The sequence below is a fragment of the Nocardia sp. FDAARGOS_372 genome (assembly GCF_002554515.1).
In the GTDB taxonomy this organism is placed as follows: Bacteria; Actinomycetota; Actinomycetes; order Mycobacteriales; family Mycobacteriaceae; genus Nocardia; species Nocardia farcinica.
Genome location: NZ_PDDW01000001.1, coordinates 2975762 through 2992017, shown reverse-complemented (window position 1 = coordinate 2992017; position 16256 = coordinate 2975762). Strand labels below are relative to the sequence as shown.

The following is a 16256-nucleotide window of genomic DNA, read 5'->3' as shown; positions in this document are numbered from 1 at the left end:
GCGCGGCTGTGTAGCGTGCGAAGGCCCCGGCGGGCCGCGGCGCGCAATCCGCCGAACCCGCGTGAGACCAAGCGGTTGTTTGCTTCAATCGGAAGCCGTCCCCGCCGCCGACGAGAAGAGTGCCCCATGACCGACCCCGACGCCGTCGTCCGCGCCCTGTGCCAGGCCTGGTCGACCCCCGACCCCGACGCGATCGCGGCCTACTTCGCCGAGGACGCCGTGTACCACAACATCCCGATGGAGCCGGTCGTCGGCCGCACCGCCATCCGGGAGTTCGTCGCGGGATTCCTGACCACCTTCGAGGCCATCGATTTCGAGATCCACCACCAGGTGGCCGCCGACGGCGTGGTGATGAACGAGCGCACCGACACCATGCGCGGCAAGGACGGCCGAGCCACGCCGCTGCCGGTCATGGGTGTGTTCGAGGTGCGCGACGGCCTGATCACGGCCTGGCGCGACTACTTCGACATGGCGGCCGTGACCGCCGCGTTCGCGCCACCGGAGTGAGCCGCCGGGCGCCACGGGCGTGTGACGGGCGGATGAACGAAACTTCGCAACCTTGCCAGCCAAAGTTGTGAAGAAGATGCCGAAGCGGGACTTCGGTGTCCGCGGCCGGTAGGTGGCCGGGTACCTTTGTCCAATGTTCTCGAAAGTCTTGGTCGCCAATCGGGGCGAGATCGCCATCCGCGCGTTCCGCGCTGCCTACGAACTCGGCATCGGGACGGTCGCCGTGTTCCCCTACGAGGATCGCAACTCCGTCCACCGGTTGAAGGCGGCCGAGTCGTACCAGATCGGGGAGCAGGGCCATCCGGTTCGCGCCTACCTGTCGATCGACGCCATCATCGACGCGGCCAAGACCGCGGGAGCCGACGCCGTCTACCCCGGCTACGGCTTCCTGTCGGAGAACCCCGACCTCGCCGCCGCCTGCGCGCGCGAGGGCATCACCTTCATCGGCCCCTCGGCCGAGGTGCTGGAACTGGCGGGCAACAAGGCCCGCGCCATCGAGGCGGCCAAGGCCGCCGGGCTGCCGGTGCTGCGCTCGAGCGAACCGTCGGCCGACGTCGACCAGCTGCTGGCGGCGTCCCGCGAGCTGGAGTACCCGATCTTCGTGAAGGCGGTCGCGGGCGGTGGCGGACGCGGCATGCGCCGGGTCGCCGCGCCCGAACAGTTGCGCGAAGCGATCGAGGCGGCCTCGCGCGAAGCCGAATCGGCCTTCGGCGACCCGACGGTGTTCCTCGAGCAGGCCGTGGTCAACCCGCGCCACATCGAGGTGCAGATCCTGGCCGACCAGCACGGCAACGTGATGCACCTGTTCGAGCGCGACTGTTCGGTGCAGCGGCGCCACCAGAAGGTGATCGAGCTGGCGCCCGCGCCGAACCTGGATCCCGCGCTGCGCGAGCGCATCTGCGCCGACGCGGTGGCCTTCGCCCGCCAGATCGGCTACAGCAACGCAGGCACCGTGGAATTCCTGCTCGATGAGCGCGGCAACCACGTCTTCATCGAGATGAACCCGCGCATCCAGGTCGAGCACACCGTGACCGAGGAGATCACCGATGTCGACCTGGTGCAGTCGCAGCTGCGCATCGCCGCCGGGGAGAGCCTGGCCGACCTCGGCCTGAGCCAGGACGCGGTGGCCATCCGCGGCGCGGCGCTGCAATGCCGCATCACCACCGAGGATCCGGCCAACGGCTTCCGCCCCGACACCGGCCGCATCACCGCCTACCGCACCCCCGGCGGCGCGGGCATCCGCCTCGACGGCGGCGCCAACCTCGGCGCGGAGATCGGCGCCTACTTCGACTCCATGCTGGTCAAGCTCACGTGCCGCGGCCGCGACCTGCCCGCCGCCGCCGCGCGGGCCCGGCGCGCGCTGGCCGAGTTCCGCATCCGCGGCGTCACCACCAACATCCCGTTCCTGCAGGCCGTGCTCGACGACCCCGACTTCAAGGCGGGCCGGGTCACCACCTCGTTCATCGACGAGCGGCCGCAGCTGCTGACGCTGCGTCAGAGCGCCGACCGCGGCACCAAGATCCTCGAATACCTGGCCGACGTCACGGTCAACAAGCCGCACGGCGAGCGCCCGACCGCGGTCTACCCGCACGACAAGCTGCCCGCCATCGACCTGAGCGCGCCGCCGCCGGACGGCTCGCGGCAGCGGCTGCTGCGCCTCGGCCCGGAGGGCTTCGCCCGCGAGCTGCGCGCGCAGAAGGCCGTCGGCGTCACCGACACCACCTTCCGCGACGCGCATCAGTCGCTGCTCGCGACGCGGGTGCGGACCAGCGGCCTGCTCCAGGTCGCCGGCCACGTGGCACGGATGACGCCGGAACTGCTCTCGATCGAAGCGTGGGGCGGGGCCACCTACGACGTGGCGCTGCGCTTCCTCTACGAGGATCCGTGGGAGCGGCTGGCCGCGTTGCGCGAGGCGATCCCCAACATCTGCCTGCAGATGCTGTTGCGCGGGCGCAACACCGTCGGCTACACGCCGTATCCGGAACAGGTGACCAAGGCGTTCGTGCGGGAGGCCACCGACACCGGCATCGATATCTTCCGCATCTTCGACGCGCTCAACAACGTCGACCAGATGCGCCCCGCCATCGACGCCGTGCGCGAAACCGGCCGCGCCGTCGCGGAAGTGGCGATCAGCTACACCGGTGACCTGTCGGACCCGAACGAGAACCTCTACACCCTCGACTACTACCTCAAGCTGGCCGAGCAGATCGTCGACGCGGGCGCGCACGTGCTCGCGATCAAGGACATGGCCGGGCTGCTGCGCGCGCCGGCGGCGGCCACCCTGGTCACCGCGCTGCGCAGCAACTTCGACCTGCCCGTGCACGTGCACACCCACGACACCCCGGGCGGTCAGCTCGCCACCTACCTGTCGGCGTGGCAGGCCGGCGCCGACGCCGTCGACGGCGCGAGCGCGCCGATGGCGGGCACCACCAGCCAGCCGCCGCTGTCGGCGATCGTGGCCGCCGCGGCCAACAGCGAGTACGACACCGGCCTGAACCTGCAGAACGTCTGCGACCTGGAGCCGTACTGGGAGGCGCTGCGCAAGGTGTACGCGCCCTTCGAGTCCGGACTGCCCTCGCCCACCGGTCGCGTCTACACCCACGAGATCCCCGGCGGTCAGCTGTCGAACCTGCGCCAGCAGGCCATCGCGCTCGGCCTGGGCGACCGCTTCGAGGAGATCGAGGCCAAGTACGCCGCCGCGGATCGGCTGTTGGGCCGCCTGACCAAGGTGACCCCGTCGTCGAAGGTGGTCGGCGATCTGGCGCTCGCGCTGGTCGGCTCCGGCGTGGACATCGACGATTTCGCCGCCGACCCGGGCCGCTACGACATCCCGGACTCGGTGATCGGCTTCCTGCGCGGCGAACTCGGCACTCCCGCGGGCGGCTGGCCCGAGCCGTTCCGCAGCAAGGCGCTGGCCGGGCGCGGACCCGCCAAGCCCGAGACCCCGCTCGATCCGGCCGACGAGGCCGCCCTGGCGGGTGACTCCGCCGAGCGCAGGGCGACGCTCAACCGGTTGCTGTTCCCCGGACCCACCGCCGAATTCCTCGCCCACCGCGAGAAGTACGGCGACACCTCCGGGCTCTCGGCCAACCAGTTCTTCTACGGCCTGCGTCACGGCGAGGAACACCGGGTGCAGCTGGAGAAGGGCGTCACCCTGCTCATCGGACTCGAGGCCATCTCCGAGCCGGACGAGCGCGGCATGCGCACCGTCATGTGCATCCTCAACGGCCAGCTGCGCCCGGTCGCGGTGCGCGACCGCTCGGTGGCCGGTGAGGTGCCGGTCGCGGAGAAGGCGGACAAGACCAACGCCGGTCACGTGGCCGCGCCGTTCGCCGGTGTGGTGACCCTGGCCGTCGGCGAGGGCGACACCGTCGCGGCGGGCGACACCATCGGCACCATCGAGGCGATGAAGATGGAGGCCGCCATCACCGCGCCCCGCGCGGGCACCGTCGCCCGGGTCGCCATCGGCAAGGTGCAGCAGGTCGAGGGCGGTGACCTGCTGGTGGAACTGCGGCTGCGCGAGTCCGCGGACTGATGCCGCGCATCGTCGCGGGCACCGCGGGCGGGCGCAGGCTGCGCGTCCCGCCCGCGGGCACCCGGCCCACCTCCGACCGGGTGCGCGAGGCGCTGTTCAGCGCGCTCGCCGCCCGGATGGATTTCGCCGGCGCGCGGGTGCTGGACCTGTACGCGGGTTCCGGGGCGCTGGCGCTGGAGGCGCTCTCGCGCGGCGCGGCCCGTGCCCTGCTGGTCGAATCCGACCGGCGAGCGGCGCAGGTGGTGCGGGCCAACATCGCCGAACTCGGGCTGTCCGGCGCCGAACTGCGCGCCGGGTCGGTGGGCGCGGTGCTCGAGCAGGGCGGCGCGGGGGAGTTCGACCTGGTCTTCGCCGATCCGCCCTACGAGCTCGACACCGCGGCGGTGGCGGCGGACGTGGCGCTGCTCGCCGCCCGCGGCTGGCTCGCCGACGGCGCCCTGGTGGTGGTCGAGCGCTCGGCGCGCAGCGCGGAAATCGACTGGCCCGCAGCGTTTCTGCCCGGCACACCGCGACGGTACGGCGAGACGCGGCTGGAACTGGCCGAGTACGCGCCCGGAGCGGACTGAGCGGCGCGGCGGGGCGGGCGCGGGCCTGATAGCGTCGGCCCATGGCTGGAGCACTGTGCCCCGGGTCCTTCGATCCGGTGACGAACGGACATCTCGACGTATTCACCCGCGCGGCGGCGCAATTCGACGAGGTCGTGGTGACCGTCATGATCAACCCGAACAAGAAGGGCATGTTCGACGTCGAGGAGCGCATGGAGCTGCTGCGCGAGACCACCGCGCATCTGCCCAACGTGCGGGTCGCGTCCTGGCGGGGCCTGCTGGTGGACTTCGCCCGTGAGCAGGGCATCACCGCGATCGTCAAGGGGCTGCGCGATGCCACCGACTTCGGCTACGAGCTGCAGATGGCGCAGATGAACAAGAAGCTGTCCGGCGTGGACACCTTTTTCATCGCCACCAATCCGGCGTTCAGCTTCCTGTCCAGCTCACTGGTGAAGGAGGTCGCCACCTACGGCGGCGACGTCAGCGACATGCTGCCGCCGGTGGTGCACAAGCGGCTGCTGGACCGGATCGCCGAGCGGCGCGGCTGAGGCTCGGGCCGCGGTGGGTCCGGGCCGCGGCTCGTCGTCCAGCAGACGCGCTGTCTAGAAAACCAGGCCGCGCAGCGCGAGGAAGCGCATGCCGCCCACCGCCGCGGTGACGGCGAGGACCGCACCGGCCTGGGCGAGGTCGCCGAGGCCGGGCGCGAAGAACTCGAGTCCGGCCAGCGCCGCCGTGGTGATCGCGAGACCGAGCACGGCGAGACCGCCCGCCTCCCACTGCGCGGTGAACCAGCCGACCCGATCGGCGGCGTGGAAGGTGAGCTGGCGGTGCAGCTCGTTGGCGATCACGGTGCTCACCACCGAGCCCGCGATGTTGGCCGCGATCGAGCCGAGGTCGTACATGGCCAGGAACAGCAGGACGTAGACGACGTTGCTGGAACCGCCGACCAGGGCGAACCGGATCAGCTGCGGCAGGGCGCGATCGCCGCGCAGGTAGGCCAGGACCCGGGACAGCCGGGGCATGGGGGCCGTCCACAGGACCGGCTGGGGCACCGCCCACGGCGTGTACATCCCGGCAGGCAGGACCGCCGAGCGCGGTGGTTCCAGAGTGGCCATGGTCCATCCGATCGAACGTGCTCGCGGGACCGGTCCCCGTCGACGGTCCCCTGGGTCGAATGTACATGAAGTGGAGGATCGCTCTCCACTTGGTTTCTGTGGTGTTCGAGACACTCGAACGACACACCGGACCGAGACTCGGCAGAACCGGTGACGAGGGGCACACTGGGCCACGGGCGCGCGTGTCCGCGACGGGGTACTCCGCGACAGGAACGACTAGAGGTTGGTGAGCATGTATCGGGTTTTCGAGGCGCTCGACGAGCTGGTGGCGATCGTCGAGGAGGCGCGCGGCATCCCGCCGACCCGCAGCTGCATCGTGCCCCGCGGCGACGTGCTCGACCTGCTCGACGATGTGCGTGACGCGCTGCCCGGCGAACTCGACGACGCCCAGGACGTGCTCGATCACCGGGACAAGATCGTCTCCGATGCCCGCACGGCCGCCGAGACCACCGTCACCTCGGCCGACGAGCAGGCCCGCGACACCATCGACTCCGCTCGCGAGGAGGCCGACCGCATCCTGGCCGACGCCAAGGCGCACGCCGATCGCATGGTCGCCGAGGCGAGCGCGCACGCCGACCACCTGGTCACCACCGCCCAGGCCGAGGCCGAGCGGATCGTGGCCGAGGCCAAGGCCGAGTACGAAACCGTCACCGGCCGGGCGCGCGCCGAGGCGGACCGGATGATCGAGTCCGGCAAGGCCTCCTACGAGCGGTCGGTGGCCGAGGGCGAGGCCGAACAGGCCCGCCTGGTCGCCCAGACCGAGGTGGTGCGGGCCGCGCACGCGGAGTCCGCGCGGATCATCGACACCGCGCAGGCCGAGGCGGACCGGATGCGCGACGAGTGCGACCACTACGTCGACTCGACGCTGGCGCAGTTCGAGGAGACCCTCAACAGCACGCTGCGCACCGTCGGCCGCGGCAGGCACCAGCTGCGCAGCGGTGCGGGCGCCCCGGACTACGCCACCGACTACCGTCGCTGATCTCACCCCGCCCGCAGGTCGGCGGCGTTCGCTCCGCCCGCGGCCACCGCGGCGATTTTTGGCAGACCGCCGTGCCCGGCGTATTGTGGAGTGGTTGCCCATTTCCCTTCGATCGTGAGTGAGTTCGTGATGCCCGCCGGTTCCGGTTCCGCGTCGCGTCCCCGAGCGGCCTCGCACCGCACGGCGGACGCGGGTTTCGTGCTGGACGTCCGCAGCCTGGGCCGCCGCCCGGGAACGATGCGGGAGCTGCAGCGCACCGTCACCACCGAGGAGCGCATCGGGTTGGACCTGATCGCCATCCCGCAGGGCGCCCGGGTCGAGCTCGACCTGCAGTTGCAGGCCGTCTCCGAAGGCGTGCTGGTCACCGGGACGGTGTCGGCGCCCACCGAGGGGGAGTGCTCGCGCTGCCTGGAGCCGTTCACCGGCGAGGTGCGGTTGCGGGTCACCGAGCTGTACGCCTACCCGGACAGCACCACCGAGCAGACCACCGAGGACGACGAGGTCTACCGGATGCAGGACGACCTGATCGACCTCGAGCCGCTGATCGTCGATGCCATCGGGCTCGAACTGCCGCTCCAGCCGCTGTGCAGCGAGGACTGCCCCGGACTCTGCCCGCAGTGCGGGGTTCGGATGGCGATTGCGGGATCCGAGCACCGGCATGAGATACTTGACCCTCGCTGGGCCGGGCTGGCGAAGTTCGCCACCGGATCGCCCGGCACCGGCGGTCCCGATGCGGACGCCGACCCAGACCGATAGCGCAAGACCCCCGTCAGCCGTCACCGGCAGAGTAATAGGACAAGAGGAGAAGTAGTCGTGGCCGTTCCCAAGCGCCGGATGTCCCGTTCCAACACCAGGTCGCGGCGCAGCCAGTGGAAGGCTGCGGCGCCGACTCTGATCACCTGCCCGAACCGGGCCTGCGGCCAGAAGACTCTGCCGCACATCGCGTGCCCCTCCTGCGGCACCTACAAGGGCCGCCAGGTCACCGCCGCCGTCTGACCGGTTCGACCCCCTGACATCGAACGTGACGGCCAGCAAGGACGACGCGGGCGCGTCCGATGATCACGCGAGCCTGCTCGAGGCCCTCGGTGTCGACGTACGACCGGATCTGCTGCGCTTGGCGCTGACGCACCGGTCGTACGCCTACGAGAACGGCGGCCTGCCCACCAACGAACGCCTGGAATTCCTGGGCGACTCGGTGCTGGGCCTGAGCATCACCGAGCGGCTCTACCACGAACACCCGGACAAGTCCGAGGGCGAGTTGGCGAAGCTGCGCGCGAGCGTGGTGAACATGCACGCGCTCGCCGAGGTGGCGCGTGGTCTGGGCGAAGGCGGTCTCGGCGCGCACCTGCTGCTCGGTAAGGGCGAGGAGCTCACCGGCGGCCGGGACAAGCCGAGCATTCTCGCCGACGGCATGGAATCGCTGCTCGGCGCCGTGCATCTGCAGCACGGCATCGACGTGGCCCGTGGCGTGGTGCTGCGGCTGTTCGCCGACCTGCTCGAGCGCGGCCCCCGCATGGGCGCCGGACTCGACTGGAAGACCAGCCTGCAGGAACTCACCGCCGAACGCGGCCTCGGGGTGCCCTCCTACGAGATCTCCTCGACCGGACCCGATCACGACAAGGAGTTCACCGCGACCACGGTGATCGGCGGCCGCGCCTACGGGCAAGGGGTCGGGCGCTCGAAGAAGGAAGCCGAGCAGAAGGCCGCGGGCGCCGCCTACCAGGCGCTGACCGCCGAATCCTGACGTGCCCGAACTTCCCGAGGTCGAGGTCGTCCGGCGTGGGCTGGCCGAGCATGTCGCCGGCCGTGTCGTCGGCGCCGTCACCATCACCCACCCGCGTTCGGTACGCAGGCATCTCGCGGGTTCGGCCGATCTGGCCGCCCGGATGACCGGGCGCCGGGTGCGCGCCGCGCAGCGTCGCGGCAAGTACCTGTGGCTCACCTTCGACGAGCCGGGCGCCGCCGACGAGACCGCGCTGGACGCCGCCCTCGTGGTGCACCTGGGCATGAGCGGTCAGATGCTGGTGCAGCCCGCCGACGCGCCCGTGGAGAAGCATGCGCACATCCGCGCCGCGCTCGACGACGGCAGCGAGTTGCGGTTCGTCGACCAGCGCACCTTCGGCGGCTGGGCGCTCGCGCCGCTGGCCGAGGTGGACGGTTCGCTGGTGCCCGAGCCGGTCGCCCACATCGCCCGCGATCCGCTCGATCCGCGCTTCGACGCCGAGTCCGTGGTCGCCGCGATCCGGGCCAAGAATTCCGAGATCAAGCGCGTGCTGCTGGACCAGACCGTGGTGTCGGGCATCGGCAACATCTACGCCGACGAGTCGCTGTGGCGGGCGGGGATCAACGGCAACCGGCTCGCGTCCGGCCTCACCCGCCCCGCGGTGCGCAGGCTGCTCGCCGAGGTGCGGGCGGTGATGCTGGAGGCCTTGGCGGCGGGCGGCACCTCCTTCGACGCGCTGTATGTCAACGTCAACGGGCAGTCCGGCTACTTCGAACGCGCACTGGCCGTCTACGGCAGGCAGGACGAGCCGTGCCGCCGCTGCGGCGCGCCGATCGTGCGCGAGAAGTTCATGAACCGATCGTCGTATTCCTGCCCGCGCTGTCAGCCGAGGCCTCGCCGCCGCTGAGCTTTGCGCGTTACCGTTGCCTCGGGTGGTCCGGTGCGTTCGCCGGATCGTCGGAGGAAGGACACCATGCGCAAGCTCACCTACTACGTCGCGTCGACGATCGACGGGTTCATCGCCACCGAGGAGGGGTCGGTCGACTTCTTCCCGGTCGGTGGCGATCACGGCCCGGCGATCACCGCGCAGTACCCCGAGACCCTGCCGACCAAGGTGCGCGAGTCGATGGGGATCACCAAGCGCAACGCCAGTTTCGACACGGTGGTGATGGGCCGCAAGACCCACGATTTCGGGGTGCGGACGGGGACGTCGAGCCCGTACGCGCACCTGCGGCAGTTCGTCGTCTCGACCACCCTGCCCGAGGCGCCGGACCCGGACCTGGAGCTGATCGCCGACGACCCGCTGGGCCGGGTGCGTGAGCTCAAGCGGGAGAAGGGCCTGGGCATCTGGCTGTGCGGCGGCGGCGAGCTGGCCCAGGTGTTGTTGCCGGAGATCGATCAGATCTTCCTCAAGTTGTATCCGATCGTGCTCGGCCGCGGCAGGCCGCTTTTCGGGTCCGGCCCGCGGCTGCCCGAGCCCGCGAAGTTCCGGGTGATCACCAGCCGGGTGTTCGAGGACGGGGTGGCGTTCGTGAAGTACAGCAGGATCAAGTAGATGGGTGCGCCCGGTACGGCGGCGGACCCGGCCCGGGCGCCGGGTCCGGTGGAGGCGCTGCGCGAGATCGGCTTCTGGCTCGAGCGCGCCCGCGCGGAGACGCACCGGGTGAAGGCGTACCGGCGGGCCGCCGAGGTGGTGGCCGGGCTGACCGAGCCGGAGGTGGCCGCGCACGCGGCGGCCCACAGCTGGCAGGAGCTGCCCGGCATCGGACCCAAGACCGCCGCCGTGATCGCCCAGGCCTGCGCCGGTGAGGTGCCCGCGTACCTGGCCGAGCTGCGCCGCGCCGCCGCGCCCATCGGGGCACCGGGAAAACCGTTGCGGCAGTTGCTGCGTGGCGATCTGCACACCCATTCCAACTGGTCCGACGGCGGCAGCCCGATCGAGGAGATGATGCGGGTGGCCGCCGCGCTCGGCCACGAATACTGCGCCCTCACCGATCATTCGCCGCGGCTCACGGTCGCCAACGGGCTGTCCGCGGACCGGCTGCGCAGGCAACTGGACGTCGTCGCCGAGCTGAACGAGCGACTCGCCCCGTTCCGCATCCTCACCGGCATCGAGGTCGACATCCTCGACGACGGCACCCTCGACCAGCGCGCCGATCTGCTCGCCGAGCTGGATGTGGTGGTGGCCAGCGTGCATTCGCACCTGCGCGCCGAGTCGGAGGTGATGACCAAACGCATGGTGTACGCGGTGGCCAATCCGCACGTGGACGTGCTCGGCCACTGCACCGGCCGGCTCGTCACCGGCGGGCGCGGCACCCGGCCGGAGTCGACGTTCGACGCCGAGATGGTGTTCGAGGCGTGCCGGCAGTACGGCACCGCGGTCGAGATCAACAGCCGCCCCGAACGTCTCGACCCGCCGTCCCGGCTGCTCACCCTCGCCGTCGAGATGGGCTGTCTCTTCGCGATCGACACCGACGCGCACGCGCCCGGCCAATTGGACTGGCTCGGTTACGGTTGCGAGCGAGCCGTGGCCAACGGCGTTGCGCCGGAACGGGTGATCAACACCTGGCCGGTGGCGGACCTGCTCACCTGGACCCGGTCGCACTCCTGATCCGGTGTGCGCCGGTGAATTCCGGCCGAACTCCGCGGTAACACCCTGTCCCGCGGACCCTGCGGCGCCGACAATGATCGGACGGCGGTGAAGCGGGGCGGGAGTGGTTGCGGGTGGCTGATTTTCCGCTCGACACGGTGCTGGCGATCCTCGGTATCGCGGTGCCGGTCGGGGCCTTCCTGTGGGAGTTCGTCCTCGTCGGGCGGCGCAGGCTCGGGTACCGGGTGCAGATGGACACGCCGGTCACCGGCGAGGTCGAATCGGTCTTCCCCGGGGTGCTGACGCGGCTGCGGCCCGACGGCGGCGGCCCGGAACTACGTGAGCTGTCGGTGGTGCTGGTCCGCATCGAGAACAGCGGCACCGCGACCATCGAGCGCGGCGACTATCTCACCCCCGACGACCGGGTCGGCCTGCATCTGCGGTTCCCGCAACGCCGGGTGGTCGGCATGGCGGTCACCGAACTCAGCGACCCCGCCCTCGGCGACTGCCTCGACACCCGCTCCGGTATCGCGGTGCGGGAGGACACCGGCGGGCACATCGGCGTCATCGACCTGCCGAAGGTGCCGCTCAATCGCGGCGAGCACTACAAGATCCTGGCCATCCTGCAACGCTCGGACGGTGATGGCGCGTACCGGCCACCGGTCCTGTTGGGCAGCCTACGCGGCGGCCGCATCACCGAGACCCGCAGCCGCACCGGCGTGCCGAGGGTGATGCTCGCGCTCACCGCCTTCCTGGTGGCGGTGATCGTCGGGCAGTTCGCGGTGGCGGTGCTGGAGCGGCCGCCGACGCCGCTGGACTGTGCCGAGGGGGCGTTGCGCGTGATCGGTTCCTCGGCGTTCGAGCCGGTGATCCGCGACGCCGCCGCGCAGTACGGCCGCCGCTGCCACGGCACGACATTCAGCTTCGAGTTCGCCGGTACCGAACGGGGCCTGGACCGCCTGGCGCAGGCCGGACCGGACGCCGGGCTCATCGCCATCGGCGACGGGCCAAAGGGTCCCGGTTATCCGGCGTTGCGCGAGCGGGCGCTGGCACTGGCGGTGTACGGGGTGTTCGTGCACCGGGATCTCGGCATCACCGACCTCACCGTGGCGCAGGTCCGGGACCTGTACCAGGGGCGGATCACCAACTGGCGCACCCTCGGCGGGCCCGATCTGCCGGTGGTGCTGATCGACCGTACCCCCGGCTCGGGCAGCCGGGTGATCTTCGAGCAGGCACTGCTCGGCGGCGAGCAACCGCCGCGGCCGCACCGCAGCTGCACCGCGATCAAGGACACCGCGGGCACCTACTGCGACGTGCCCGTCACCGAGGACATGCACCAGGCGGTGGCCGAGATCCCCGGCGCCATCGGCTACGGCGAACTCGCCGAGGCGCGCCGCGCCGGGATGGCGGTGCTCACGCTCGACGGCGTCGCCCCCGACCGGACGGCCGCGATCGCGGGCCGCTACCCGTTCCGGGGCGTGGAATACGCCTACACGCACGGCGATCCGCCCGCCGGGTCGCCCGCGGCGAGCTTCCTGCACTACCTCACCGCCGGGCTCGGCACCGAGGTGTTGCGCGCGCACGGCAACGAGCCCTGCGCGGGCGGCAGGCTCGAGCCCGGCCGCTGCGCGCCGACGGGGTGAGGGCTCAGTTGTGTTCGCCGCGGCCGTAGAGGTACGCGGCCGCCGCCAGGTACTGCCTGCACTCCGGGCCGTGGCCGGCGTGGGTGGCGCGCAGGAACTGCGCCAGATCCATGTCCAGATCCGTCGGTTCCACCGTGCAGTCCCGGTGTTGCGCCCCCCAGAGGTCCCGCCTGTCCAACGATGTCTGCATCGTGACTCCAGCTGCGTGTGTAGGTACGAGCGGATGGGCGAGTGACGCCGGCGGCGTCAGTCGGTGACGAGCTTCCAGTCCTCCGGGACGCGGGCCGAGATCACCCGCGTGCCTTCGGCTTCCAGATCCACGGTGATGTCGCCGAGCCGTAGCTCGGTGAGCGAGACGCGGCCCCACTCCGCGGGCAGATGCGGCCGGACGGTGAGCGTGCGCGCGGGCACGTCGGGGTCCAGTCCCAGGAACGCGCGGACCAGCAGCAGCGGGGCCGCACTGGCCCACGCCTGGGGCGAACAGGAGGTGGGGTAGGGGACCGGCACACTGAACCGCGTGCGGGAGAACCCGCAGAACAGCTCCGGCAGCCTGCCGTCGAACGCGGCCGCGGCGTCGAGCAACCCGGTCGCCAGCCGGGTGGCCAGATCGACCGCGCCCGGCACGTGCTGATAGCGCAGCAGCCCCGCCACCGCGATGGCGGTGTCGTGCGGCCACACCGAACCGCAGTGGTAACTCATGGGATTGAACGCGCCCATCGAGGAGGCCAGCGTGCGCAACCCGAACCCGCTGTCCATCTCCGGGCCGGACAACTTGCGCACGAGTTCGGCCACGTGCTCGTCCTCGGCGATGCCCGCCCACAGGCAGTGCGCGGTGTTGCTGGTCAGCGCGTCCACCCGCCGCTTGGCGCCGTCGAGAGCGACCGCGTACCAGCCCCGTTCGGGTAGCCAGAACTGTTCGGCGAACTTCACCCGCAGCTCCGCGGCGCGCTCGCGCAGGCGCTCGGCCAGGCGCGGCTCGTCGTAGGCGTCGGCCAGTTCGGCACGCGCCAGCAGTGCCGCGTGCACGTAGCCCTGCACCTCGCACAGCGCGATCGGCGCCTCGGCGATGTGGCCCTCGGCGTCGTTGATGCCGTCGAAGCTGTCCTTCCAGCCCTGGTTGATCAGGCCGCGATCGGTGGCCCGGCGGTACTCGACGAATCCGTCACCGTCGCGGTCGCCGTACTCGGTGATCCAGTCCAGGGCCGCGTCGGCGGCGGGCAGCAGATCCCGGATCGCCTCCGGGTCCGCGCCCCAGCGATGGCATTCGGCCAGCAGCATCACGAACAGCGGGGTGGCGTCGACGGTTCCGTAGTAGATGTTGCCGCCGAGCACCTGGCCGCCCGCCGGGCCGCGGCGCATCTCGTGCATGATGCGCCCCGGCTCCTCCTCGGTGAGCGGATCGACCGTGCGGCCCTGCAATTCGGCCAGCTGCTGCAAGGTGCCCAGCGCCAGGTCGACCGCGAGCGGCAGCGCCATCCACGCGGTGAGCAGGCTGTCGCGGCCGAACAGCGTCATGAACCACGGCGCGCCCGCGGCGACGAACGGCCTGCCGTCGCCCGCCTCGTCGTGGATCTGCAACGCGCCGAGATCGCTTTCGGTGCGCCGCAGCACCTGGGTGAGGACCGGATCGGCCGCGGTGATGTCGGTGGCGGTGTCACGCCAGGCCTCGATTTTGCGACCCGGCGCGCTCACACCGTAGTGCTCGCCCGGCGCCACCGCCGCCTGCACCCGCTGGTTGCCGAGCGTGGGCTGGGCGATGATCTCGGTCTGCCAGGTGCCGCCGACCGGCACCACCACCCGCCAGGTGAGGGTGCCCGGCTGCACGAGCGGCTCCACGCTGGCCGAGACCGACAGCCCGCGCATCCGGTCCACCCGGTCGTGCAGCAGCAGTTCACCGTCGGCGACGGTGACCTCGGCCCGATGATGGCCCGCGCGACCCTCTTTCACCGCGAACAGATCCACGAAGTCGGCTTCGACGTGCAGTTCCAGCGTCACCGCGGTCGGTTCGCGGCCCATGTTCTCCAGGATCAGCAGCTCGTGCATGCCCTCGGCGACGATGCGCTCACGGACCACCAGCAGCGTGCTGTCGGCCAGGCCCGCCTGCGGCGGCCTGCGCAGCACGAAGCGCGCGGTGAACGCCTCGGGGCTGAGCACCGACAGCGGTTCGGCGGGTTTGCCGTCGACGAGCAGTTCCCACCGGGACACCACGCGGGCGTCCCGGAAGAACAACCCGTGCGGGCGGCCGGGTTCGACATCGCCCAGCCGGTTCGACAGGCAGAAGGTCGAGCCCTCCACCAGCGTCACCGAGCCGGAACCGCCGAATCCCGCCGCCTCGCCCGAGTTCAGCGGCGAAGGGCCGCCGGAGTTTTCCGCACCGGTCACGCCAACCCGCCCGCGGCGACCGAGAGAGACCGCGACCGCGCGCCCAGCTGCGCGGCGCCGAATCCGCGGGCCACCGAATCACCGGTGGTGGCAAGGGATTCCGAGAGCAGGAGGCGACGATAGACCTGCTCGTACCCACGGCCGAGGGTGTCGGCGTCGAAGTGCTCGACGACATGGGCGCGGCAGGCGGCCGGGTCCATGGTCTGCACCTCCGCGATCGCGGCGGGCAGTTCGGCCGGGTCGTCGCAGATGCGCCCGGTCACCCCGTCGACGATCACTTCCGGCACCGCGCCCCCGCGCAGTGCCACGACCGGTGTGCCGCACACCATCGACTCGATCATCACCATCCCGAAGGGCTCCTCCCAGCGGATCGGGAACAGCAGGCACCGTGCACCGGCCAGCAGTTTACGCTTGGCGGTCGCGTCGGCGAGGCCGAACACGTGATCGCGCTCGGTGAGCAGCGGGCGCACGTACTCCTCGAAATACGCCTGCTCCGGCGGCTCGCTGCACTTGCCGGCCAGCACCAGCGGAATGCCCGCCGCGTGCGCGGCTTCCAGCGCCAGGTGCGGCGCCTTGCACTCGTTGAAGCGGCCGAGGAACAGCGCGTAGTCCTCCTTCTCGGGCTGGAACGGCCACTCGGCGACCCGCAGCGCGTTGTGCACGCGCCCGGCCCAGGGGAGGTCGGGCGCCAGCTCGCGCTGACGGTCGCTGATCGCCACCAACGCGACCTCGTCGCCCAATTCGCGGTAATAGCAGTAGGAATCGTCCTCGACCGGGCCGTGCACGGTGAGCACGGTCGGCAGGCCGAGCATGCGGTAGACCGGAGCGTTGAGCGGTCCGGCGAAGGTGTGGTCGTGCACGAGATCCACGCCCTCGGTGGCGACCAGGCGCTCGATCGCGCGCCGCACCTTCAGCGCGTGCACGACTTCGGGGAACGGCTCGCCGAGCCGCTCGGGGACGGTCCGGTCCCAGACCGGCACGAGTTCGCCCTTGGTACCGGGCTCGCCCGCGCCGATCAGGGTGACGCGGTGGCCGCGATCGACCAGTGAGTCGACCAGATCGGCCACGACGGCCTCGACGCCGCCGTACGCCTTGGGCGGGACGTCGAAGTACGGCGGAACAACCATCGCAATGTGGAATTTGCTACCGGGGTGATCGATCGACACTAGATCCGAAGCGGCACGCTGCGCCGAGACCGGCGCCGAGAACACTGCGCTCATGACCCTCCTTCCAGGGA

15 protein-coding genes are annotated in these 16256 nt (G+C 71.2%); 12 read left to right on the top strand and 3 right to left on the bottom strand.

Translation table 11 applies throughout. The features are described 5' to 3' along the window. Positions 1 to 126: 126 nt before the first annotated feature. From CRM89_RS14475 to coaD, 4 genes are all read left to right on the top strand, one after another. Entirely contained in the window at positions 127 to 507 is a 381-nt protein-coding gene (locus CRM89_RS14475) for an SgcJ/EcaC family oxidoreductase (RefSeq protein ID WP_060594819.1), read from the top strand. 133 nt (positions 508 to 640) lie between these two features. Then, on the top strand, positions 641 to 4042 hold the full coding sequence (locus CRM89_RS14470; protein WP_011210725.1) for a pyruvate carboxylase: 3402 nt from the start codon (positions 641 to 643) through the stop codon (positions 4040 to 4042). Further along, positions 4042 to 4608: a 16S rRNA (guanine(966)-N(2))-methyltransferase RsmD gene (gene rsmD, locus CRM89_RS14465; RefSeq protein WP_098084387.1), complete on the top strand. Its 567-nt coding sequence runs from the start codon at positions 4042 to 4044 to the stop codon at positions 4606 to 4608. Before CRM89_RS14470 ends, rsmD begins: the two co-directional genes overlap by 1 nt. A 41-nt stretch (positions 4609 to 4649) precedes the next feature. Beyond that, positions 4650 to 5135 (top strand): pantetheine-phosphate adenylyltransferase, encoded by a 486-nt coding sequence (gene coaD / locus CRM89_RS14460; protein ID WP_011210723.1) that lies wholly within the window; start codon positions 4650 to 4652, stop codon positions 5133 to 5135. A gap of 54 nt (positions 5136 to 5189) precedes the next feature. Here coaD and CRM89_RS14455 read toward each other — a convergent pair whose 3' ends face one another. Further along, positions 5190 to 5702, bottom strand: a complete 513-nt coding sequence (locus CRM89_RS14455) for a GtrA family protein (protein WP_098084385.1) — start codon at positions 5700 to 5702, stop codon at positions 5190 to 5192. A gap of 232 nt (positions 5703 to 5934) precedes the next feature. Between CRM89_RS14455 and CRM89_RS14450 the strand changes: the two genes are divergently transcribed. The 8 genes from CRM89_RS14450 (at position 5935) to CRM89_RS14415 (ending at position 12637) form a co-directional block, all read left to right on the top strand. Then, entirely contained in the window at positions 5935 to 6681 is a 747-nt protein-coding gene (locus CRM89_RS14450) for a DivIVA domain-containing protein (RefSeq protein ID WP_041560319.1), read from the top strand. 129 nt (positions 6682 to 6810) lie between these two features. After that, positions 6811 to 7437, top strand: coding sequence for a DUF177 domain-containing protein (locus CRM89_RS14445; RefSeq protein ID WP_011210720.1), 627 nt, complete (start codon positions 6811 to 6813; stop codon positions 7435 to 7437). A gap of 57 nt (positions 7438 to 7494) precedes the next feature. Further along, the gene (gene rpmF / locus CRM89_RS14440; RefSeq protein WP_011210719.1) at positions 7495 to 7677 is read left to right on the top strand and encodes a 50S ribosomal protein L32; all 183 of its coding nucleotides are present in this window, start codon (positions 7495 to 7497) and stop codon (positions 7675 to 7677) included. 25 nt (positions 7678 to 7702) lie between these two features. Then, positions 7703 to 8425, top strand: coding sequence for a ribonuclease III (gene rnc / locus CRM89_RS14435; RefSeq protein ID WP_011210718.1), 723 nt, complete (start codon positions 7703 to 7705; stop codon positions 8423 to 8425). 1 nt (position 8426) lies between these two features. Next, positions 8427 to 9311, top strand: a complete 885-nt coding sequence (gene mutM / locus CRM89_RS14430) for a bifunctional DNA-formamidopyrimidine glycosylase/DNA-(apurinic or apyrimidinic site) lyase (RefSeq protein ID WP_086844065.1) — start codon at positions 8427 to 8429, stop codon at positions 9309 to 9311. Between the two features lie 66 nt (positions 9312 to 9377). After that, a complete protein-coding gene (locus CRM89_RS14425; RefSeq protein ID WP_011210716.1) occupies positions 9378 to 9959 on the top strand; it encodes a dihydrofolate reductase family protein in 582 nt (193 codons plus the stop codon). After that, the gene (locus CRM89_RS14420) at positions 9960 to 11015 is read left to right on the top strand and encodes a PHP domain-containing protein (RefSeq protein ID WP_098084383.1); all 1056 of its coding nucleotides are present in this window, start codon (positions 9960 to 9962) and stop codon (positions 11013 to 11015) included. A gap of 113 nt (positions 11016 to 11128) precedes the next feature. After that, a complete protein-coding gene (locus CRM89_RS14415; RefSeq protein ID WP_229434767.1) occupies positions 11129 to 12637 on the top strand; it encodes a PstS family phosphate ABC transporter substrate-binding protein in 1509 nt (502 codons plus the stop codon). 246 nt (positions 12638 to 12883) lie between these two features. Here the strand turns inward: CRM89_RS14415 and CRM89_RS14405 are convergent, their stop codons facing one another. Both CRM89_RS14405 and CRM89_RS14400 read right to left on the bottom strand, forming a co-directional pair. Continuing rightward, on the bottom strand, positions 12884 to 15019 hold the full coding sequence (locus CRM89_RS14405; RefSeq protein ID WP_086844062.1) for a glycogen debranching N-terminal domain-containing protein: 2136 nt from the start codon (positions 15017 to 15019) through the stop codon (positions 12884 to 12886). Further along, a complete protein-coding gene (locus CRM89_RS14400) occupies positions 15016 to 16146 on the bottom strand; it encodes a glycosyltransferase family 4 protein (protein WP_060594825.1) in 1131 nt (376 codons plus the stop codon). Before CRM89_RS14400 ends, CRM89_RS14405 begins: the two co-directional genes overlap by 4 nt. Positions 16147 to 16256 lie beyond the last annotated feature (110 nt).